This window comes from Methanofollis sp. W23, from assembly GCF_017875325.1.
GTDB lineage: Archaea > Halobacteriota > Methanomicrobia > Methanomicrobiales > Methanofollaceae > Methanofollis.
Map to the genome: position 1 here is coordinate 889,504 of NZ_JAGGMN010000001.1, position 22,531 is coordinate 912,034.

Genomic DNA, 22,531 nt, shown 5'->3' on the forward strand with positions numbered 1-22,531 from the left:
CTTCTACAAAGCCAAAAAAAAAAAGAAAAAAAATTCAGACCTTCGCGGTGAAGGCGAGGACCCGCCAGCCGTGCTCGTCAAGGAGTTCGAGCTGGTCGCCCTCGATGGCATACCCCTTCACCGCACCGAGGAGGTCGAGGTAGGTGCGCTCCTGGTCCATGACCCCTTCGGGCTCTTTGCAGTACATCTTCGTGGACCTGGCCTGACCGATCTCCATCGAGGAGTTGGAGTCAGAGTCCATGAGGTTGTACGAGGCGAAGTAGCGGTTGCACCCGGCAGACCCGGTGAGGTTCCCGTCCTCGCCAAAGACTGCGGTGACCTCGGTCCCTTCAATGACCGGCATCACGATGTCGTCGAGGTGGTAGGCGTCAAGCACCCAGGTGGTGCCGGCAAGGGGCAGGGTCTCGGGAGCCTGCGTCTTTGCAAAGTCCAGGACGACGGTGCCGTGCTCGTCCATGAGCGAGAGACGGTCGCCCTCGATCACGAAGGACGCCGTCGTGTTGAGGAGTGCGAGATAGGTGCGCTCCTGCTCGGCAATATCCTCGTCAGGGCAGGCCATCAGGGTCGTGCCTGCAGGGCCGATGGACATCTCGGTGCCGTTCACCTCGTACGAGGCGAAGTAGCGGTTGCACCCGGCCGACCCGGCGACCGTGCCTTCATCGTCGAAGACCGCGGTGATCTCGGTGCCGGTGAGGACCGAGACGATCGCATCGCCGGTGTGGAGAGACTCAAGGGTCCAGTCGGTCCCGACAAGGGGTTCAGGCTCTGGAAGGATGGCCTTCGTAAACGTAAGGATCTCAGTCTTGTTCTCGTCGAAGAGTATCAGGGTCTCCCCCTCGATCGTGAAGGAATTTACTGTTTCGAGGAGTCCGAGGTAGGTGTACTCCTGTGTCATGACGCCCTCGTCAGGGCAGGCCATCTTTGTCGAAGCGGCAGGGCCGATGGACATCCCGGTGCCGTTCACCTCGTACGAGGCGAAGTAGCGGTTGCACCCGGCCGACCCGGCGACCGTGCCTTCATCGTCGAAGACCGCCGTAATCTCGGTGCCGGCGATTACCGAGACGATCGCGTCGTCGTCATGGTACCACTGGAGTCCCCACTCAGTCCCGACAAGGGGTTCGGGTTCGGGCGGCACATGGGTCTTGAAGACCAGGACGGCCGTGCCGTTCCCGTCGAAGAAGGTCATGCTCTCGTCCTCGACCTTAAGAGACCGCACGGTGTCGAGGAGCCCGAGGTATGCGCTCTCCTGTTCCATCACGCCCTCTCCAGGGCAGTACATCAGCGTCGAGACCGTGGGGCCGAAGGTGATCCCTGCCGTCTTGTTCAGCGTGTAGGTGGTGGAGTACGAGTTGCACCCGGCAGAACCCGAGGCAGTGGCGTTCTCACCGAAGACAAGGGTGACCGGCGTGCCGGCCAGGACGTCGTTCATCGACCCGTTCTGGGCGTATGATACCAGATCCCAGGAGGTGCCGTTCAGGTCGATCCCCCACTCGGTCTTGTTGTCCGTCCCGTCAGGCGCCTGTCCCGTGCATCCCGCGGCAAGGAGGCAGGCGGCGAGGACGACGGCCACACCCAGCAGGGGGAGGGTGCGCCGTGTCGTCTGCGTCATGGATCGCATGTGTAAAATAGGGTGCAGGGGGGTGATATAGGATCCCTTGAGTGCGAAAAAATTCGCAGTTATGCGGGCGTAAAATTTGGATCAAGTGGCGAATAATGGTTCTATAGAAATACTCTCGATGGCTCTCTCTGCGGGGGGCTGGCCATTCGGAGGGTTCCTACAAAGCCCAGAAAATTGTCTCCCCAGGTTTTTATGAGGAGGTCATCCCAAAACTCACTGTGGTTGAAAATGATCTTGAACTGAAGTTTTTCGTTCCTGAATTTCTAAACCCTATCCTCCACCAGGGGGCGTGCCGCCCCCCGGTCCCTCCGTGCGAGCGATAGGTAGTGAACGGCATTACGCTCTTCATGGCGATTGTGTGTGCCTTCCCGGCGTGTTCATGAGGAGAGGCGGGTGAATCACGCTTGCACCGAAAATTGGTACGGGTTTCTACAGGACCCGAAGAAGAATTATTTTGAGCCGCTATCCCGCGTGAAGTACAGCCTTGCGGCATTGGCCACGACAAAGACCGAACTGATATGATGGAAGATGGCGGCCAGGACCGGGGTGAGGAAGCCGGCGGTCGCAAGGGCGAGGCCGATAGTGTTGAACCCCACCGCCCAGGTGTAGTTCTGTTTGATCACCCGTTTCATCGCCCTGCCCGCGGCCAGGACCTTCGGGACCGCGGCAGGGTCGTCGCCCAGGACCACGACCTCGGCCGAGCGCACGACCAGCCCAGGGTTGCGGTGGCCGCCGATCGCGATCCCCACGTCTGCCGCTGCGAGGGCCGGGGCGTCGTTGGTCCCGTCGCCGACCATCACCACGCGCCCGCCGTCCTGGAATTTCTTCACCAGGGCGGTCTTGTCCTCAGGCCGGCACCCGGCATGGTACTCATCGGCCCCGATCGCGGCGGCGACCCGTTGCGCCTCTCCTTCTTCCTGGTCGCCGGTGGCAAGCACGACGCGGCTGATCCCGCACGCCCGCACGGCGTCGGCAAACCCGTCCACGGTCTCGGGGAGGGCGTCTCTGATCACAAAGACTCCTTGTGGTTCGTCTTCGACGGCGAGCCAGATCGCCCGGCCCTCATACTGCACGGGCGGGAGGGTGACGCCCGCCGCCTGGATCGTCTCCCCACTCCCGACAAAGACCGACTGCCCGTCGATGACCGCACGCACGCCCTGGCCGGGGAGTTCTTCACTCTCGGTCACCTCGGGAAGGGCGCCGGTCCCCTGTGATGCTGCATAGGTCGTGATCGCCGTGGCGATCGGGTGCGAGGACCTGGCCTCGATCGCCGCCGCCGATCTCAGCACCTCCTTCCTCTCGGCGCCGTTGAGCATGACAAGGTCTCCCACGACAGGCTCGGCCCGCGTGAGGGTGCCGGTCTTATCGGTCACCAGGGTCTCGGCCCCGACCAGGCGTTCGAGAGGTTCGCCGCCCCTGGTGAGGACATGCCCGCGGGCCAGGCGCCCGATCGTCGCGGCGAAGGCGGCCGGAGTGGCCAGGGCCCAGGCGCAGGGGCAGGCCACCGAGAGGGCGGTCGCCGGGAGGTCGAGGCTCCCGGTGACAAGAAAGAGGAGCCCGGCATACGCGGTCACCCCGATGAGGAAGACCTGGACCATCGTCTCGGCACGCTGCTGGGTCTGCGACTTCGCGGCAAGACTTCCTTCGATCTCTCGTGTGACCACCGCGAGATAGGTGTCGTCCCCGTCCCGCGTCGCCCTGACATGGAGGGGCGCGGAGAGGTTGAGGGTGCCTGAGGTGACCTGGCTCCCCGCCTCTTTGAAGACAGGGTAGGGCTCGCCGGTGACCGCAGACTCGTCGACCGAAGAGCGACCCTCGGTGACCTCGCCGTCGACCGGGACCGTCGCTCCCTTCGGGACGATCACCAGGTCGCCGGCAGAGACCTCGTGTACCCCGACTTCCCTGACGGTGCCTCCGTCAAGCACCCGTGCCGTCTGCTTTCCTTCTTTGACCAGTCCTTCGATCCGCTTGCGGTTCTTCTTGATGATGCTGGAAGCGATGAAGAGCCCAAACCCGATGACCCAGGCGACCAGCGCCCCGCTGAGAGGTTGACCGTCGAGAAGGGTGACGGTCATCACGGCGACGATGAGGAGTTCAGCGCTGACCCGGTGCATCATGAGGGTGCTCCTGAGCAGCCCTTCGGCGTACAGCACCAGGCAGAAGAGATAGGTGACCACCCCGATCGAGGCGAGGATGGGGGAGCCAAAGATCAGGTCGCCGGCAAAACAGAGGACCGGGACAAGGGCGGCAATAACTCGCAGGAGCATCTTGTCGTGGTTCGGGCTGATGGCGCCGAGCAGTGCGTCGACCTTCTTGAAAAATGCAATTGTATGTGGTCCTGGCATGGTCCTCTCATTCTCCGGCATCAAAATCACGCATGGAAGCGAATGGAAAGTGGACAGGAAGTCCTGGCAGACTCCTGTCCTGGATGCGCAGTAGATATCTTGCGTTTCGGGTTAAATGAAGGAGTCCCGAAGATCGTTTGGAAGAGTGGAGATATCCGAAGATTCCCTGGACGCAGGCGACGAGAAGCCCAGGTCTGCCCTGGCAAGACGCACCGAATTTGCCAGGACGACGAGGGTCCCGATCTGGTGGGCAATGGCGGCGGTCGCCGGGGTGATGAGTCCGCCGGCGGCACACCCGGCCATCACGGCCGCAAACCCGAGGGCAAAGACGACGTTGGCGGTGATGGTCCTGCTGGTCTGCCGGCCAAGGTGGAGGAACCAGGGGAGGGCGGTGATTCCGCCACGCATCAGGACCACATGTGAAGTTTCGAGGGCGACAGTGTCCTCGCGTGACCCGATGGCCACCCCGATCTCTGCCTGAGCGAGGGCGGGGCCGTCGTTGGTGCCGTCGCCGACGAAGCAGACGGTGTGTCCCTCGTTCTGGAGGGCCTTGATATGGTCCAGTTTCTCGGCAGGGAAGAGTCCGGCCTTCACTTCGACGGCACTGACGCCGATCTGCGCCGCGACGTCCCTGGCCGCGGCCTCGTGGTCGCCGGTGAGGATGACGACGTGCCCTGCTCCCTCGGCCCTGATGGCCGAGACCACGCGCGCCGCCTCAGGGCGGACCTGGTCCTCGACCCTGATGAGTCCGGCAAAGGCGCCGTCGCGACCCACGTACAGCGGGGTGGCGCCGGCGCGTGCGATCGCCGTCCCGGCCCCAGCGGCGTCTGGAGGGATGACGACCCCGGCCTGCTCCATCATCTGGGCGTTGCCGACGACGACTCTTCCTGCAGTGGTCCGGGCCTCCACACCCATGCCGTGGGTGAGGCGGGCCTCGCTCTGCACCGGAACCTCGACGCCGGCATGTTCTGCGCCGGTCATGACCGCCCGTGCGAATGGATGGGGCGAGCCGCGCTCTGCCGCAGCTGCAAGCCCGAGGAGGGCGTGCTCGTCCTGGCCGTCGGCCGGGACCACTCCGGTGACCGCAGGGGTCCCCCTGGTGAGGGTGCCGGTCTTGTCAAAGACGCAGGTGTCCACCTGTGCGGCGGCCTCGAGGTACTCGCCGCCCTTGACCAGGACGCCCTTCTTCGCGGCGGCGCCGGTCGCGGCCAGGACCGCAGAGGGAGTGGAGAGAAGGAGCGCACACGGACAGGCGACGATGAGGAGGGTGATCGCCCGGTGCAGGTCGCCGGTCACGGCCCAGACCGCCGCGGCGATTGCGAGGACGACCGGGGTATAGACCGCGGCGAAGCGGTCGATGAAAGGGCGGGCAGGTGGGCGGCGTTCGCCGGCCTCTTTTACGAGGGCGACGATCTTCCCGTAGGTCGAGTCCTCGCCGGCCCTGCTCACCCGCACTTCGAGTGTCCCGTCGAGGTTCACGGTCCCGGCATAGACGCTCCCGCCGGTCCCCTTCTCCACCGGCGTGCTCTCGCCGGTCATCCTGGACTCGTCGATCCCTGAACTTCCGATGACGACCGTCCCGTCGACAGGGACCAGGTCGCCGGGCCTGACCAGCACCACGTCGCCCGCGACGAGGTTGTCGGTCCGCACCTCGGTCCACCCCACTCCGTCCTTGCGGAGGGCGTGGTTCGGGTTTGCGACGGCGATCGCCTCGATGTCTCTCTTCGAGCGGTTAAAGGCGAACTCCTCTGCCATTTCGCCGATGGCCATGATCAGCCCGACCTCGGCGGCGGCGGTATACTCGCCGATGAGGACGGCCGCCGCGATGGCAAGGGTGGCAAGTTCGCCCACATTCCGCTCTCTTCGCGCAAGCCCCTGCACTGTCTCGACAACGAAGGGGGTCGCGGTGAGGAGGAGGGAGGCGATGGTGAGGGCGGTGACGAGGAGGGACGGGAGGGCCTGGAGATATCCGCCGACCAATGCGATCGCGAGGAGGAGAGCGGCAAGCCCGATCCTGGTTGTCTCCCTGGTACACCATGACGGTAGTTGCATCACTCTCCCTCACATCAGTCGGTTGATCTTTTTGAGCGCCGAGATGAAGACCCCGGTCTCCACTTCGTTCAGGGCCGAGGCGATCTCGCCTGCCAGGTGGAGGTGATGGCAGTGGTGGTCGAGGAAGGCCTCCTCCCCCTTGGGCGTGAGTTCGATGATGTACGATCGCCGGTCCTTCTCAGAGGGCGTCCGCCTGGCATACCCGCCCTTCTCCAACCGGTCGACGGTGACCGTGGTCGTGCCGGTAGTGACGCCGAGGCGTTCGGCAAGGTCTTTCATCTTCATCCGGCCGTAGTGGCCGATGATCTCGATCGCATGCGCCTCAGAGACGGTCAGAGGACTTGACTGGATGACCGAGGTCTCCCATGATGCAAAGCGGTCGAAAAATTCCACGAGTTCTTCATTGAGTTCTTCGATGGTGTCCATGGTGATCATGATCCTGTGTTCTTACTATTTGATATTCAAACAATTAGATGAACGTACTATTTGAATTTACAGGTTCAGGCGTACCTGGCAGGGGGCGAGGAAGGACTTCGCGCTCTGTCGTCATCTCAAGTAAAGTTCAGAATAGCTCTGTAAAATTGCTCATGAACCTCGGGCTCACGCATACGTGATGAAAATTTTTCGTTGCAGTCCTTCTGGGTGTGGAGGGATCCCTGATCCTTCTCCTCGCTCCATGACAGGAGGTGTGAACATTCCCCCATCGCCGCCCCTGCCCCTCTTCGTCTGCTGCGGGTTCCAGGGGGTACTCGCCTCCAGGCGCGAGATGGCAGCGAGTATTCTGCGATTGAGGGCGGCACGTCTGATCATCATGCCTTCCTACACCCCGGTGCCGGGGGCGCGGCCCCCGGATCCCCTGGATGAAGATTGGGCCGGGAAGGCAGAGGACAGATCGTTCAGGAAGTGCATCTGTTCTGGTGGATTTTGGTGGGATAAAAACCTCATGCAAACGTGGAAAGACAGTTTTCTGGATTATTTTCATGGTAAATCCTCTTGATGGTCTCTTCGCCAGGGGGTGGCAATCCCCTCTTCATGGTCATTGATTATGTCTTACTAGGGCACTGTAGAAGCCCTCCTCTATTTTTGGCACGAGCGTGATTCTCCTGTCTTCCCCCATGTTCGCCCCGGGGGGGAGTGCAGCCCCCCGCCAAAGAAAACGGTCCAGAAGATTTACCATAAAAATATCCTGAACTCGGTTTTGTAGAAGCCTTCACTCCCTCTCGGTGCAAGGGTGACTCAATCGCCTTCCCACACAATCACGCCGGGGGCTCGGCCCCCGGACCTCCGGGAGGAAGATAGGGGGGAAGGCACCATTGATGACCATGGAGAGAGTATTGCTGTCCTCGACCAATCGTAATACGGGGGGTCCGGGGGGCGGCAAGCCCCCCGGCGAAGAGAACCATCAAGAGGGTTTCTACAGAGCCCTTCCTGGAGCGATCGATGAGGGACGGTGATTGAGTCACGCATGCCCCTCAAGGAGATAAGAGGATCTACACATCTTCCAGAACAGAACTCTGTACACTTCGTTCATGCCGCCACGACACGCCTCAGGGATAATCACATGCATCATTCTCGTCGGCAGTCCCGATATGGAAGGGTGGGTTACCGTCTCCGCACCTATCCTGAGGCATTTTCATCTCATGCCCTCGCCGCTCTCGCGCTCCCAACCCCCCTCCCGGCATCCGGCCCTACATAAATGAGTTCCGTCGCCGCCGGTTTTCCAAACATTCTTCGGGGAGGCTACATCAGCCCCGAATGCCCGACTATTGATACAGAGGCTTATGAAAAGAGCAGGAATAAACCGGTCCAAAAGGCCGGACACACGCAGAAAAAACGCACGCCGGGAGGTCGACATATGAGCGTCGTCGCCTCGGTCAGAGGGGTCAGAGATCTCAATGACCTCCCTGAAGGCCTCAGGGCTATCTTCGAGCAGTCGACTGGAGGCATGACACCCGATCGAGTGTCTCCGCCAGGAGGGGGTGAGCAGATGTGACCTTCACTGCCGGGTTATAGTAGCTCTTCTGCCCCGGCCATATACACACAGGTTCCTTAGCACTCCAGGGAAATTACTCTCATATACCCGGACATCTCGTTGGGGAGGATTCGTCCGGGACTATACTCAGAAATCGCCACACATCGCCACCCTCCAGTGGTTTCACGCACCTAATACCGGATCTGAGAGGGGGAGGAACCCATTTTTCCACGGCCGGTTCCCCCGGTCGGACACACCTTTGTCTCCATGATGTTTTATGAGGTCACGACTCCAGAAGCACGGCATATCCCTTCTGGAGAAAGGGGCGATTTTTGCTTGAGAACAGTGCTGGCGTCGACCGCCTGCCTGCATCACGCCCCATGAGCACACCTGATGATCCGCGGTGTAGAATCAGGCGAACCCCTGTCTCACGCATACGCGATTGAACATGATCGCGAGTCTCCAGGGTGCTCCCCCCGGTGCGAAATTACAGGGACGATTCGACGATCTGGGGTGGCGCACCAAGATCATCACGCCTCCCCCCACGCTCTCGTCGGGCACGGCGCCCCCGGAGCCCCGCGATGGCGATAGGGGCGGGAAGGCAGCGAGAAGCCATGAAGACGGGGTGCGATCCCCCGCCAATCTTCATCGGTGGGGGTCCGGGGGGCGTGCCGCCCCCCGGTGGAGGATAGGGTTCTGAATTTCAGGAAGGAAAGACTTCGGTTCAGGGCGATTGGTCGGGCTTCAGGAGTTGTGGGATATGCTCATGGTAACCCCTCCTCCATTCCAGGGGTGAGCATGACTCAACCGCCTTCCAGTATCATCTCTAGATCTCGTGCGGTTCCTCCCGCACCCGTCCCCGTGCAAGGGAGAAGAAGATCCCGACGACGCAGAGGGCGGCAAAGAGCATGAACGCCAGCGTGGTGCTTTCAAGGAGGGGGGCGTGCTCAGCCGGGGTGATCGTCACCCGCCCGATGATCACCGAGAAGATCATCATCACGACCCCCATCGAGAGCATCATCCCGACCTGCCTGGAGGTGGCAAGGGTCGCGGAGGCCACCCCATAATACTGCTTCTCCACCGAACTCATGATCGCATTGGTGTTTGGCGAGGAAAAGAGGGCATAGCCGATCCCGAGGACCACAAGGGAGAGGAGGATGTACAGGAAGGGCGTCTCATTGGTGAGGACGGAAAGCATCGCAAGTCCCGCCGCACAGAGCCCCATCCCGGTCGAGGCGACGATCCTGGGTTCGATCCGGTCGGAGAGGTGCCCGGCCGCAGGGGAGATGAGGGCCTGGACGACCGGTTGGGCCAGGAGGATGAGCCCGGCGGTCTGGGGGTCGAGGCTGCGGTTGAACTGGAGGTACAGGGAGAGGAGAAAACTCACCGCAAAGGTGGCGCTGTAGTTGATGAGGGCGGCGAGGTTGGAGAAGGTGAAGATATGGTTCTCGAAGAAGAGGCGCACCTGGAGGACCGGGCTCTCGGTGTGCGACTCCCACCAGATGAAGAGGAGGAGCCCGAGAACCCCGGCGACGATGAGCCCAAAGCCCGTCGTCTCAGGGAGGAGTGTGAGGCCGTACATCAGTGCAAGGAGGGTCGCACCATAGATGAGCGAGCCGATGAGGTCGAAAGGTTCGTGGCGGGGAGTCGACCATGTGCCCCTGGCCCGCAGGGTGAGATAGATGGCCATAAGGCCGAGCGGGACGACGGTGAGAAAGATGCTCCGCCACCCCAGGTGCCTGGTCAGCACCCCGCCGAGGAACGGCCCCATCGAGAGCCCGATATAGACCGCGGCCACATTGATCCCGAGCACCCGCCCGCGCTCGCTCACCGGAAAGACCGCGGTGAGCACGGCGACGGCGGTCACGGCGGTCATGGCACTCCCGACTCCCTGGAGCATCCGCAGGGTGATGAGCACCTCCACCGAGGGGGAGAGTCCGCAGATGAGCGTCGAGAGGGTGAAGATGGTGATCCCGGCAAGGAATATTTTTTTCATCCCATGGATGTCGGCGAGTCGCCCGAAGGGGACAAGAAAGATCGCCGAGGTCAGGAGAAAGGCGGTCTGGATCCAGCCGAGCAGGACGGCGTCGGCCATGAATTCAGCACCGATGACTGGGAGGGCGATGTTGATGGACGAACTCATAAAGGGGGTGAGGAACGAAGCAACGGTGGCGATGATGAGAATATTTCTGCGGTCAGATGCCGCACACTCCTCCTGAGAATGGGTACGCATAATCTGTGAGAGATTGTCTGTCCCCTGATATGAATGCCGCGCCAGGGGCCGCGTGAAGAAGGAGGAGTGGAGTGCAAGAGGATCATTCTCTCGCCCTGTGAGTCATGGCATTCCTGGACGCGTAGCAACATGTTTTCTCACATAATTATTGTTGTCGAACGGTTCTGTAGAATCTGGCGTGCTCGAAGATCAAAGATCTTCGAGTGGCAAGCCCCCCAGGAAGAAGATACGCATTGAACATATCCCGAAGCTCTCTAGAGTTGAAGATCTCCTTGAACTGAAGTGCTTCCTTCTAGAAATTCTACACACTATCCTCGACCGGGGGGCTGGCCGCCCCCCCGACCCCCCGCCGATGAAGAGTGGCGGAGGATTGCGTCCTGTCTTCATGATTTTTCTCCGCCTTCCCGTCCTCCTCGCCATTCAGGGAGCGAAGAGGGGAGGTGACGAGTGCATGGGTGCACGATGAAAAAGTTGGACTCTCTTCATTGTCATCCCTCGCGCTTCATCGGTGAGAATGAGGCCTGGAGAATTTTGGGATACCCTCGGGAAGGAAACTCGGGAAGAAAAAATCTCGTTGGCCTCCGGGGCGTGAGACCCCCTGACGCGAGATTCCAGGAAAGATTCTGCGATAGGGGGGCACGTCTGATCATCACGCCTTCCACCATCTTCTTGACTCCCTACAGTCGTCCCCCAGGATGAAGATTGAGCCGGGAAGGCATATTCAAACTCCCTGAAGAGGGATGGCCGTCCACGACCTATCGTGACGCGGGGGGACGCTGGGGCGGCCAACCCCCTGGCAAAGAGAGAGAGATCAAGACGGGCGAGGGCGGCAATGAGGAGGTATTCCCCTGTGATGTCCTGCATTGAAAGCGGAGCGCGGACCAGGATCCCCCACAGTTCATGCCCGATTCCACAGAGCAAGAGAATTTTTGATCTTCGCCAACCAGATGAGATCGATCTTCGAGACGTCAGGGACCTGCCAGGGGAAAAAAGAAAAAAAATTGGCCCTGTAGAAATCCTCTGGAGAGTTATCTTTGGCTGGGGACGTGCCGCTCGAAAATTCCCAATCTTCTCAGACTCGCTGGCGTTCGTTCCCCTGAATCCCCGGCGAGAAGATGAGGGAAGGGAGGTGAGTCGCGCTCACACCAGGAATGCGGGGGGGGTTCCCATGAAAATGATCCCGACTATCCTCTCTTCAGGTTTTCATGAGAGTGTGAACGTGCTCTATCACGTTGAAGCCGATACACGGAGGATAGAAAATTCTTCAGATGGACCGACCGCCCCTGATCCTCAAATCTTTCCCGCACTCTCGCGCCCGGAGGGCGGCGATGAAACCAGATCTTTCAAAGATCTTTCAAAGGTCCTGTCGCGAAGATTGGGATCCCGCCCACACGCCGTAGCGCACCTCAGAACATTTTCTTCCCGTATGCGTGAACCCAACAAAGGTTCATGCCCGATTCTACAAAGCCAAAAAAAGGCTCTGTAGAAATCCTCTTGATGAATCTCTCTGGCGGGGGGCTTGCCGCCCCCCGGACCCCCCGCCACACGATAGGACGAGGGCGGCAGCACCCCTCATGGTCATTTATTCCGCCTTCCCGACCCTATCGTGGTCCCCAGGGGTCCGGGGACAGCGCCCCCGGCCAAAGGGGTAGGAAGGCGGGTGATACATGTCTCCCCCACACAAGAGGTGAGGGTTTCTACAAAGCCAAAAAAAAAATTATTCGACCGGGAGGGTGGTCTTCACCTTGAAGCCCTTCGTGATGAAGGCGAGGTACACGATCCCGATGATCACCCAGATAAACCCGATCTCTTTTGCGAAAATATCGAGACTGTACCAGATCGCGCCGGTGAGGAGGAACCCGATCGCCGGGATGACAGCCAGCTTCGGCGTCCCCTCGATTGAGATGTAACGGTAGGCGAGCGAGAGGTGCAGGAGCATGAAGGTCGTCAGCGCCCCGAAGTTGACCAGGGACGAGAGGTCCTGGAGGGTCAGCACATAGAGGAGCGCACCCGTGATGGTGGCGACGACGACGATCGAGATGTAGGGCGTCTTGTACTTCGGGTGGAGTTTTGCAAAGATGCCGGGGATATGCCCCTGGCGCCCCATCGAGAAGAGGACGCGGGAGACACTGGCCTGGGCGACAAGACAGTTGCCGACCCCCCAGGCGATGACCGTGCCGAGCATGCAGAGGACCTGGAGCCAGTCCCCGCCGGTCTCCTGTGCGATAAAGAAGAAGGCGACGTCTGGATCCTCGAAGGCGGCGCCAGGGTGGATCACCGCACCAAAGTAGGTGAGCGAGATGAAGAAGAAGGCGACGAGCGGGATGACGATGAGAGCCGCCTTGCTCACGACTTTACGCGCCTCGACCGTCTCTTCGGCCAGGGTGGTCATCATGTCGAATCCAAGGAAACTGAGCACCGCCACCGAGGCGCCAGAAAGGACAGCCCCCACGCTGAAGGTCTCGGGGTTATAGAAGGGCGCAAGCGTGAAAGAGAGTGTCGGGTCGGTGAGGATCCGCACGGCGGCGGTGACGACGAAGATCACAAAGACGGCGATCTCGAAGAAGAAAAGTCCCATCGTCACCTTTGCGGCCCGCTTGATCCCCAGGATGTTGAGGATCGTCGCCGGGATGAGGAAGACCAGGGCCCAGAGATAGAAGGGGAGACCGGTGGCTGCTTCGATCCAGAGGGCCGAGACCAGGATGACCAGGCCAGGGATGAGGATATAGTCGAGGAGGAGTGCCCATCCTGCGAGGAACCCGATATGCGATCCTAAACTCTCGCGTACATAGGCGTAGGCCGATCCCGCCTCAGGGAAGCGGTAGGCGCACTGGCCATAGGCCCAGGCGGTGAAGGACATGACGATCGCCGCAAGGAGGTAGACGAGCGGGACATGCCCGTCAGAGAGGACGGCCACGATCCCGTAGATCCCCATCGGGGCGATGGGCACCATGGCGATGAGGGCGAAGGCGACGAGATCCCGCAGTCGCAGGACACGCTCAAGCTGAGGTTCTGCCATTTTTCTCCGCCTCACGCGTCATGGTGCAGTGCTTCAAGGAGCGCGGTGATCGTCATCACGCTCTTTGGGATGCTGACCCTGATCGTCTTTCTCGGGTTGACGAGCTGACTTACCCCGGCGTCGGCGACGAGGCTTGCAAGCATATAGGCGTCTTCCCAGGAGAGGTCGTTGGCCTTTGCGAGGGCGCGGACCGCACAGGAGAACCCTTCTTCAAAGGCGGTAGCCAGGTCTTCGTCTGAGACCAGGATGGAGAAGGCGTCGTCGGTCTCAAGCACCGGCCATGCCGGGGCACGCCCCTTGCAGAGGCCGACTCTCACGGTGACCTCGGCCGGCACCTCGCAGGCGGCGACACAGGCCTCGCCGTCGCCCATGACGGCATGGACGTCGCCGAGGGCGAGAAGTCCGCCGTCATGGAAGACCGGGAGGTACAGCGTCGCGCCGGCACCGATGAGCGTGGTGTCCAGGTTGCCGCCGTGACGTCCAGGGTTGCCGCACGAGGTCTCCTCGTCGCAGGCGACCCCGATGACCCCGATCATCGGCCTGGCCTGGATCGTGATCCCGCCAAAGTGGACTGATCCTTCCGTGACCTGGCAGATCCGTGTCGTCGACTTTTTGGTCTCTGCGCCGAGGACGCCGGCGTCAGGGATGGTGACGATGGTCCCGCGCGATTCCGGGACGACTTCGAGGATCTTGACCTTGAGGGCGTCGCCGCGCACCGCCCCGTCGATGGCGACCGGGCCGGTGGCCGGGTTGATCCGCGAGAAGTCGATCCCGGTGACGCACTGGTCTTCAGTGGTGATCTGGTTGGAAAAACAGTCTTGTGTGGTGAAAGCAATGATACTCCCGGGTTTGGCCTTCTCTACTGCAGAGTTGGAGGGACCAAAGGCGAAGATGCATCTGTCATCACTGATATGATGATGTGAACACTGCATTGTTCTGAAGTCTCCTGGCAGTCCATCGCGTGGGGATGAAATACCAGAGTGTGTGGTTTGCGCCGATGCCGGATATAGGATCTGCTTCTATTCTCGATTTCTGAAGAGAAAATCAGGGGAGATGCGGTTCAGGGTGTAAATTCCATGGTTATCGAGATGTCCTCATCTGTCGCCAGGGATGTGTAGAATATTTCCAGAAATATTGGACTGGGTTCTATTGATCCTGGCCTCTCTCAATTGTCCTGGATCCCGGTACCGGCGCGAATTATGCTCTCTTGCGAGAGGAGGCACCGGCGCCGGAGGGGAGGGGGGAGGGGTGCGCAAAAAATCTCAGTCGCGCCGCGGCCTGAGCGGGAAGATGTAGGGTACCCCCTCCCGCTCCTCGACGACCGCCTCGACCCCGTAGACCTCGGCGATGAGGTCCGGGGTGAGCACCTCGGCCGGCGGGCCCAGTGCATAGACCCGGCCATGTCGCAGGACGACGAGCATGGAGCAGGCGCGGGCGGCAAGGGTGAGGTCGTGGATGGCCATCGCCACCAGGCGCCCGTGTTCATGGGCGAGTCTCCCGACCGTCTCCATCACCTCCATCCCGTTTCTGAGGTCAAGGGCGCTTGTAGGTTCGTCGAGGAGCAGGAGCGGGGAACCCTGGGCCAGAGCCCGCGCCACCATCACCCGTTGCCGCTCCCCCCCAGAGAGGTCGCCGAGACGCCTGAAGGCAAACTCTTCCACCTTCAACGCCTCCATCGCCTGCACCACCGCCTCTTCGTCCTCCTCGCTCACCCGCCAGGAGAGGTGCGGGCGACGCCCCATCAGGACGGTCTCGTAGACGGTGGCGTGCGAGTGGTTGGTGATCCCCTGCGGGACGTACGCGATCCGCCTGGCGACCTCAGGTCTGGAGAGGGAGACGACCTCCGTGCCGTCGAGGAGGACTGTACCTTCAGGCCCGAGGATCCCGTCGATGCACTTGATCAGGGTCGTCTTGCCCGAACCGTTCGGGCCGACGAGCCCGACGACGCCCGGGCTCTCGGCGGTAAACCAGATCTCGTCGAGGACAGAGCGCTCGCGATACGAGAAGGAGAGGTCTCTCACCTCAAGCTTCACCACCCGGCATCCCTCCTGCGCATGAAGAGGTAGATGAAGAACGGGACGCCGAGGAAGGCGGTCATGATCCCGACCGGCAGGACGACCGGGGCAAGGAGGGTTCTGGCCAGGCTGTCGGCGCCGAGGAGGAGGAGCGCTCCGACCAGCCCTGAGGCTGGGAGGAGAAACCGGTGGTCGGTGCCCACCACCATCCTGGTGATGTGCGGGGCGACGAGGCCGATGAACCCGATCGTCCCGGTGAAGCAGATCACCGCCGCGGTGAGAAGGGAGGCGATGAACATGAAGATGGTCATCGCATGGTTGACCGGGACGCCGAGGCTTTCAGCGATCTCGTCGCCCTCGGCAAGGGCGTTGAGGTCCCAGGCGCGGTAGACGAGGTAGGGCATGCAGACCGCAAGGAGGAGGGTGACGATCCCGAGTTTCGGCCATGAAGAGCGGTCGAGAGATCCGAACATCCAGAAGACGACTTCCTGGAGTTCGTCGGCCGTCCCGAGATACTGGAGCAGGGACGTGACCGCCGAGAAGAGGTACATCAGGGCGATGCCGGCAAGGATCATCGAGGTCGCTCCCATCCCGCGGTGCCTTGCCATCGCGTAGATGATGAGGGCGGCGAGGAGGGCAAAGAGGAAGGCGTTCCCGATGATGAGATAACTTCCGCCGACAAACCCGGCACCGAGGACGATCGCCACCGAGGCGCCGGTCGAGGCGGCCGAGGCGATGCCCAGCGTGAAAGGACTGGCGAGCGGGTTCCTGAGGATCCCCTGCATCACGGTCCCGGCGACCGCCAGTCCGAACCCGGCGACGACGGCGAAGAGTACCCGGTGGAGACGGAAGTCCCAGACGATCGTCTGTGCCATCCCAGAGGACTCAAATGAGCCAGGGAAGAGTCCGGCGAGGACAGCGCGATAGGCCTCGGCGACCGAGAACCCGGCGCTTCCGAGGGTGACTGCCACGCCGATGAGGAGGAAGAGGGCCAGGATGGTGAAGAAAAAGAAGGCCGCCCGTCTCTGCCGGGCGGCGGCGATTCCTTCCCTGAGTGCGTCACGTGTCATGGAGGCTCAGGGGTAGACAAAGACCCTGTCGGCAGGGTCGATCTCCAGGTGCTGGAACTCCTCCAGGTAGGTGCGATGGAGGGTCTGCGGGTTGAGGCTCGAAGCCTGGTCGGGATAGCACCATTCGGCAAGGTAGGTCATCCCGATGAAGTGCTGCGGCCCGCCCATGATGTTGTTGTGGAGGAGGTGGAGGTGGTCGTCCTTCACGGCGGTGAGGCTCTGCCACCCTGGGCGTGCGACAAGGGAGTCGTAGACCCCGGCGACCTTCTCGCTCTCGACATCTGCGTACCCGCCGTAGGAGTAGGTGCCCTCGCCGATGAGTTTGACGATCACGTCAGGGTCGGCGGCGATGATCGCCTCGGGATCGATCTCAGGGTAGTCTCCAGGGAGGGCTGAGAAGATGTTTGTCCCGCCGGCCATGGCGATCTTCTGCTCGTATCCGGATCCGGCCGCACCGGTCTTGTAGTCCCGCCAGTTCTCAATGTAGACGCTGGGGCGTTCGCTCTCAGGGACGTCGGCGCCGGCGGCCGAGATGTTTTCGAGAGACGAGGTGTAGAAGGCGGCGAAGCGCTCGGCCTCGGCGTCTTTGTCAAAGATCGTCCCGATCGCCTTCACCTCCTCTGCATAGGTTTCAGGGGTGAAGCAGTCGAACCTGAAGACCTTCACGCCTGGGAGGGAGTCTTCGAGTTTTTTCTGGATCTCGTCGCAGGTCTCCTTGCTGGTGGTGGCGTACAGGAAGACGGCATCTGGCTGGAGGGTGACTACCTGTTCGTAGTCAGGGGCCCAGATGCTCCCGACCACCTGGGTCTCCTGGTACTCGGGGAAGAAGGTCTCTCGCTCTGCGGTGTACTTGTCCACTCCGACGACGAGGGAGGGGTCCACGCCGAGGGTCCGCATCGTCTCAAGGGTCTCGCCGTTGAAGACGACGACCTTCGTCAGCGGTCTGTCGAGGGGGACCTGCCGGCCGGCAAGGTCGGTGACGGTCCGTGTCTGTGCTGACGGGAGGTCGAGGAGAGATGCGGCCTCCTCGACGTCTGCGAGGGGGGGGGCATCCTCTCCGCCGGTGAGGAAGGAGAGGACCATCCTCACAAACTCGTCCTCAGAGATGGTCTCGTCTTCCGAGGAGTCCGGCGGGGCCTGGAGGGCGGCCGCCGGGGCGGCAAGGACGAGGAGGGCGAGGAGGAGGGCAAGTGTTCTTGCGCTCACTGCCGTCGCCCCCGTGAGATGATGAGCCCTGCAAGCACGGCGATGATGAGGGCCGGGGCCGGGCCAGGCGAACCGGCGGCGGTCCCGGTGACACCGGCGCCGTCGACTCCGATGCGCGAGGCCTGGATGGTGCCGTTGATCCGGTCGATAAAGTCGTACCATTCCCCGGTGATCTCGCCGCTCCCTTTCTCAGGAGCGACGATCTGGTAGGTGACCGAGGTCTCGTTGAGGAGGGCGAAGCAGACCCGGTTCTCCTCTGCCGCCACCCGGTCGGCCGGGAGATTGCTCCCTGCAAAGACAAACCCAGGAGGCAGGTGCTCGATCACCCCCCCGGCAGCGATCTCCTCGATCGAGAGGGTGACGTCCACCACACTCCCGTCCGCGGGGGCCGGGGTGCTGAGGGTACGCTCGACATCGGCGGCGCCGACCAGGGTGGGGAGGGCGGCGAGGCAGATGCATAGAAACAGGGTCAACACTTTCCGCATGGGTATCAGTCCAACTATCTGATTCAGCTATGACACCACTGGTTAGAAACTTTGTGCTACGTGGAGACATAAAAATGTGATTTTAATATTTTTAGGGCTTTGTAGAAATCCTCCTGGTGATACTCTCCGCGGGGAGGCCTGCGACTCACCAGACCCCCTGCACAAGCGATGGGTGGTGGAGTCTAATCTCTCTTCTGGTCGATTGATTTTGCCTTCTTGCCCCCTATCAAAATCCCGGCGGGTCAAGGAGGTGTGAGCGGGAGCGAACTTGAGAGGCCCTGCAGGTCTTTGAACGGCGCGTCCCCCGCAGAGATAACAGTCCAGTGGATCTCTACGAATCCAGAATGTCAAAGAAACTTCTCTCCTTCACTCTCTCCCCCACCACTACATATCCGTCCTCACCGACAGCATTGATCGTCACGACGTGGTACATATCAGGCTCTGATCCCACGGTGCGGTCCCACTCCTGACGTCCAGTCTCATCATATTTTATGAGGTGCACATACGACGAACTGTCAAAAGATGCAAAATACCCAAGATCGCCCTCATCGTGCATCAGTGCGGCGACCACATAGCCCCTGTCAGTCGCCCAGGTGATCGGACATTCTGGAAGGATCGCAAATGTCTCTTCCCTGAATATCGCCCCGTCAGGACTGTACACAATATTGTGCATCGTGCCGTCGGGATCATAGGATATATATTCTGAATCAGATATTGTATCTCTCTCTACTTCCTCGACCAGCACCTCCAGACCACCCTCTCCATTCTCCCTCACGCCACGGAATTCTGAGGGTGAGTATGGGAGTGTGGCGTTCCAGAGGATCTCTCCATGTGCATCGAGACGTGCCAGCCCTGGCTTCTCATAAGAACCCCCCACCACGCTCCACCCCCCGTCTTTCATCGGAACGATTGCTTTGATGCCAGGAAGAGATTTTTTCGGCCCAGAGTATTCTTTCACATCCATCACCGTTCCGTTCTCATCAATCCGAGCACAGAATAGCCCCTTTTTGAAGCCGCCCCCTACAAGATAGTGCCCGGAGTCAGTCGACGCGATCGATGAAATAGATGCATCTGTCGGCCTCTTTTTTGGCGGTAATTGTTCCAAAATTGCCGATGCAAACACTGTCCATTCGGTCTTGCCGCCTGGCCCGATCTTCACTAGACTTTTCATCCAATGAGGAACAACAATGCACCCTCCGTCAGAGGTGGGAGCATAAGCCGCAGGCCATTTCGATTCCATGCTCCAGTCCCAGATTTTCTCCCCATCCGGTCCAAGACACGTGATCCATCCCATATGCATGGAAGGATCAGAACTAGGACGATTGTAAAGGCGATATCCGACAAACACCTTGCCATCAGGCATGGACACCACATCAGACTGGAGAGAGGACGTCCAATGCAGATGATCTCCATAACCGCTATCAACATTCTGGTCCCAGAGAGTCTCGCCCTCTGTGTTGGTCCTGACGACACCGATATCATAAGAATTAGAGTCGTCAACACATCCGGCAATGAGCACGAGGATCATGAGGGCCGTCATCAGTCCGAGAGAGACGATTCTTTGAGAAGACGGTTTTGTAGAAATCCTCACCTCTTGTGTGTGGGAGATGTGTGTCACCCGCCTTCCCACCTCTTTGGCCGGGGGCGCTGCCCCCGGACCCACGGGACGAAGATAGAGCTGGGAAGGTAGAATAAATGACCATGACGAGTGCGTTGCTGTCCTCGGCCCATCGTGAGGCGGGGGGTCCGGGGGGCGGCACGGCCCCCGCCAGAGAGATTCATCAAGAGGATTTCTACAGAGCCGAGAAGACATCTAAAAATCTCCAAAAAAAAAATCAGATCTTTTTTTTCTGTTCATATGCTCCCATCACCTCTTGATCTCCCCCGCGATCACGTATCCATTCTCACCGATTGGATCAATTGTCTTGACAGAATCCATGGACTTCGATCCCACGGTGCGGTCCCACTCCTGATGTCCGGTCTCGTTGTATTTGATAAGGTGCACACGCGAACCGCCGTCAGATGCAGAGGAGCTGAGAACACCCTCATTGTCCATCAGTGCGGCGACCACATAGCCCCCGTCACTCGCCCAGGTGATCGGGCAACTCGAAGGAATAGCAAATGTTTCTTCCCTGAGCACTGCACCCTCAGGATCATACACAATATTCCTCACCTGATCAGGATCACCATACCCTCGTTCCACGACCAGCAGTTCAAGACTTCCTGCCTCGATCTCCCTGATCCCATGATAGTCATACCCTGAGGAGGAGAAGGGAACTGAGACATTCCAGAGAATATCTCCCCTGGCATTAAGACGTGCCAGCCGGGGCTGCTCATAGAGATCCCCCACCACTCCACATCCACTGTCAGACATGGGGACGATTGCACCGACACGCCAGAGAGGGTTATCCTGTCCGGTATATTTTTTCGCATCCAGCACCGTCCCGTTCTCATCGATCTGTACGCAAAGAGCGCCGTCGGGGCTATGTGTCGGCAGATCGCCACCGACGATATAGCGACCTGATTCTGTTTGGGCAATTGCCGACATATCGGCACTCGAGGGTCTCTTTCTCACGGAAAATTGTTCAAGAATCTCTGACTCAGGAACGGTCCACCCGGTCCTGCCGTCAGACCTGATCTTCACGATCCCACCATATCCAAACACAGCGATACATCCTCCGTCAGGGGACGGGGCAAGATCATCTGGATAACTCGATCCACTCCAGTTCCAGAGTTTCTTTCCATCGGGCCCAAGACATGCAACCCAGTTTGTGTCCATCGAAAGATTGGACTTTGGAGGATTCGTGAGAATGGATACTACAAATACCCGACCGTCAGGCGAGGCTGTCACCTCCTGAAGATAGTCCCCATAACCACTGTCGTCGATGGTCTGCTCCCAGAGGGTCTCGCCCTCCGCGTCGGTCCTGACGACACCGATGTCCTGGAAGTTGGTGTTGTCTTTATAGACGGCACACCCTCCGGTGAGCGTGAAGGCTATGAGGACCGTCGCAATTTCGAGAAATACAATTTTTTGAGAAGGCATGTTTTGGTCTGAGGAGTTCGGCTCCTATGGGATACCTGATAAGGCATCCTAATCTTTCGGTATATTCAATAGAGTATATGCGCCTTATGATCTCCCTCCCCCGCAAATCATGGGACAATTAGGAGATTATACCTCAAAGATTAAGGCACCGTATTCTGGCTCTGAACACTGCCCATATCACTGTGAGTTCAGTGACGAGTCATCCCCAAACACTCTGTCAGAAGGTAAACCCGAGGATCTTTGAGAGAGATGGCATATTTCGAGGGGGTGCCGCCTCCAAAAAGATAAATTTTTGGCTCTGAAGAAACTCTCGTGATGAGTGCGCTCTGGCGGGAACGTGCCATTTGAAAATCAGAAATCTTCTCGACTCCTTCCAAGTCGCACTCGAAGATCAAAGAGTCTTCTCAAACTCGCTGGCGCTCGCATACCCCAAACCCCCTGCGTCACGATAGGACGGGATCGCGCAACCCCCTCTTCATGTCCATTGAGTGTGCCTTTCTGGCCCACTCTTCATCCTGGGGGCAGAGCCTCGGGCGCGTATGAGGGAGGGAGGCGAGCAGGTCACGCTCGCATCCATAATGAGTGAGAACCCTCTACAAAGCCGAAGTTTTCATGATCTGTCAAGGACGGGTGAATTCGCTCTTCACGACCTGTTCAAGGTCACCCCTTCACCCCCGCCGCCGCGGCATAGACCACAAATCCCTGCTCGCCGTCGAGCCCAAGGATTCTGTTGAGGGCGTCGTCGTCGAAGGCGGCCATGGCGCAGACACCGCACCCGACACCCTCGGCCCCGAGATAGAGGTTCTGGCAGGCATGCCCGGCGTCCATGAAGATGTAGCGGTAGCCCCGCTCCCCATACCGCCAGGTCATCCGGTAGATGTCGGCCGCCCAGAGAAAGACGACGGCGGCGTCGGTGACCATAGGCTGGTTGATGAGTGCCTCCTTGACGGCGTCGGCGACGTTCTCCGGGGCGTCGACCATTGAAAGGCCATGGGAGAAGGCGGCATAATGGTACAGCCCCGGAGCAAGCCCTTCCACCCGGTTTACGAGCAGGTAGGTCTCGAGGGCATGACGTGCCCCGGCAGAAGGCACGGTCCTGAAGGTCCAGGCGTCCCCGAAGACCGAGGTCACCCCCTGCGAGCACCAGAGGAGGAACGAGAGGGTAGCAAGGGGCATGGGTTCTGTGGCATAGGTGCGGAGACTCCGTCTCTGGACGATCGCCTCGACCAGGCCGACCGGCCTGAAGTCGGCCTCGTCAGGAGACGGGAGCGGGGTCACCGCCGCCCCGGCGTGCGGGCGTTCAAGGGGCGGCTGCGGCCTGCCGAGCGCCTGGTCGGACGGAGGGAGATGGGCAAACTTCGTCTCTTCAAGAAAGGTGTGTCCAGTATGACTCTTCACTCTCTGCATGTTCACCTCGATACCAGGGAGGCATGAAAAGATTTGCGCCCAAAAAGACCAGAGAGTATTTAGCCG

General features: G+C 60.2%; 16 protein-coding genes. 2 read left to right on the plus strand and 14 right to left on the minus strand.

The features are described from left to right. Positions 1-34: 34 nt before the first annotated feature. The 4 genes from J2129_RS03735 to J2129_RS03750 form a co-directional block, all read right to left on the minus strand. Complete coding sequence (locus J2129_RS03735; RefSeq protein ID WP_209629577.1) at positions 35-1,609, minus strand: META domain-containing protein; 1,575 nt, start codon at positions 1,607-1,609, stop codon at positions 35-37. A gap of 458 nt (positions 1,610-2,067) precedes the next feature. Beyond that, a complete protein-coding gene (locus J2129_RS03740; protein WP_209629579.1) occupies positions 2,068-3,963 on the minus strand; it encodes a cation-translocating P-type ATPase in 1,896 nt (631 codons plus the stop codon). A 111-nt stretch (positions 3,964-4,074) separates the two neighbouring features. Continuing rightward, positions 4,075-6,015 carry a cation-translocating P-type ATPase gene (locus tag J2129_RS03745; RefSeq protein ID WP_209629582.1) on the minus strand — a complete coding sequence of 647 codons (1,941 nt, stop codon included), beginning with the start codon at positions 6,013-6,015 and terminating at the stop codon, positions 4,075-4,077. Positions 6,016-6,024: 9 nt separating this feature from the next. Next, entirely contained in the window at positions 6,025-6,450 is a 426-nt protein-coding gene (locus J2129_RS03750) for a MarR family transcriptional regulator (RefSeq protein WP_245320598.1), read from the minus strand. Positions 6,451-7,870: 1,420 nt separating this feature from the next. Here J2129_RS03750 and J2129_RS03755 point away from each other — a divergent pair. Next, positions 7,871-8,008, plus strand: coding sequence for a hypothetical protein (locus J2129_RS03755; RefSeq protein ID WP_209629584.1), 138 nt, complete (start codon positions 7,871-7,873; stop codon positions 8,006-8,008). 805 nt (positions 8,009-8,813) lie between these two features. Here the strand turns inward: J2129_RS03755 and J2129_RS03760 are convergent. Next, on the minus strand, positions 8,814-10,220 hold the full coding sequence (locus J2129_RS03760) for an MFS transporter (protein ID WP_209629586.1): 1,407 nt from the start codon (positions 10,218-10,220) through the stop codon (positions 8,814-8,816). A gap of 178 nt (positions 10,221-10,398) precedes the next feature. On the opposite strand from J2129_RS03760, the gene J2129_RS03765 reads away from it, so the two are divergent. Next, entirely contained in the window at positions 10,399-10,686 is a 288-nt protein-coding gene (locus J2129_RS03765) for a hypothetical protein (protein ID WP_209629588.1), read from the plus strand. A 1,251-nt stretch (positions 10,687-11,937) separates the two neighbouring features. On the opposite strand, the gene J2129_RS03770 is transcribed toward J2129_RS03765, so the two are convergent. From J2129_RS03770 to J2129_RS03810, 9 genes are all read right to left on the minus strand, one after another. Beyond that, positions 11,938-13,239: an APC family permease gene (locus J2129_RS03770; RefSeq protein WP_209629590.1), complete on the minus strand. Its 1,302-nt coding sequence runs from the start codon at positions 13,237-13,239 to the stop codon at positions 11,938-11,940. 11 nt (positions 13,240-13,250) lie between these two features. Next, positions 13,251-14,171: an acetamidase/formamidase family protein gene (locus J2129_RS03775; protein ID WP_209629592.1), complete on the minus strand. Its 921-nt coding sequence runs from the start codon at positions 14,169-14,171 to the stop codon at positions 13,251-13,253. A gap of 330 nt (positions 14,172-14,501) precedes the next feature. Next, the gene (locus J2129_RS03780; protein ID WP_209629594.1) at positions 14,502-15,275 is read right to left on the minus strand and encodes an ABC transporter ATP-binding protein; all 774 of its coding nucleotides are present in this window, start codon (positions 15,273-15,275) and stop codon (positions 14,502-14,504) included. Next, positions 15,269-16,324, minus strand: coding sequence for an iron ABC transporter permease (locus tag J2129_RS03785; RefSeq protein WP_209629596.1), 1,056 nt, complete (start codon positions 16,322-16,324; stop codon positions 15,269-15,271). The genes J2129_RS03780 and J2129_RS03785 overlap by 7 nt, the downstream gene beginning before the upstream one ends. Before the next feature lie 6 nt (positions 16,325-16,330). After that, complete coding sequence (locus J2129_RS03790; RefSeq protein ID WP_209629598.1) at positions 16,331-17,530, minus strand: ABC transporter substrate-binding protein; 1,200 nt, start codon at positions 17,528-17,530, stop codon at positions 16,331-16,333. Continuing rightward, the gene (locus J2129_RS03795) at positions 17,527-18,015 is read right to left on the minus strand and encodes a hypothetical protein (protein ID WP_209629600.1); all 489 of its coding nucleotides are present in this window, start codon (positions 18,013-18,015) and stop codon (positions 17,527-17,529) included. Before J2129_RS03795 ends, J2129_RS03790 begins: the two co-directional genes overlap by 4 nt. A 331-nt stretch (positions 18,016-18,346) precedes the next feature. Beyond that, a complete protein-coding gene (locus J2129_RS03800) occupies positions 18,347-19,633 on the minus strand; it encodes a hypothetical protein (protein ID WP_209629602.1) in 1,287 nt (428 codons plus the stop codon). 249 nt (positions 19,634-19,882) lie between these two features. Continuing rightward, complete coding sequence (locus tag J2129_RS03805) at positions 19,883-21,058, minus strand: hypothetical protein (RefSeq protein ID WP_209629605.1); 1,176 nt, start codon at positions 21,056-21,058, stop codon at positions 19,883-19,885. Between the two features lie 660 nt (positions 21,059-21,718). After that, positions 21,719-22,465: a SagB/ThcOx family dehydrogenase gene (locus tag J2129_RS03810; protein WP_209629606.1), complete on the minus strand. Its 747-nt coding sequence runs from the start codon at positions 22,463-22,465 to the stop codon at positions 21,719-21,721. Positions 22,466-22,531: the final 66 nt, after the last annotated feature.